The organism is Roseburia sp. OM03-7AC (genome assembly GCF_003462625.1).
Taxonomy (GTDB): domain Bacteria; phylum Bacillota; class Clostridia; order Lachnospirales; family Lachnospiraceae; genus Roseburia_C; species Roseburia_C amylophila.
Map to the genome: position 1 here is coordinate 1 of NZ_QTZJ01000004.1, position 245 is coordinate 245.

Below are 245 nucleotides of genomic sequence, written 5' to 3' on the forward strand. Positions count from 1 at the left end.
CTCTCAATATCCGCCACTTCCTCTGCTACCGCATCAAAGTCTGACCTGGCTCCCTGGATATTTTCCTCCAATCCCTCCATGGAATCCTGGGACATCTCTGCCATCTGGTCAGAATCAATGTTATAATACCTGTCTGTATAGAGTATAAAGCTGCTCCGGTAGGTTTCTATCGTATCTTTTATCATATTTGCAAGATTCATATGATAATCCCACATATAGCTTCTTACATGCTCTGCTGCCTCTCC

The 245-nt window shown here is 43.7% G+C and carries 1 protein-coding gene; it reads right to left on the reverse strand.

Going from position 1 to position 245, the window contains the following annotated elements:
• The coding region (locus DXB39_RS14665; protein ID WP_158565988.1) for a T7SS effector LXG polymorphic toxin at nucleotides 1-245 on the reverse strand (245 nt) is incomplete at both ends.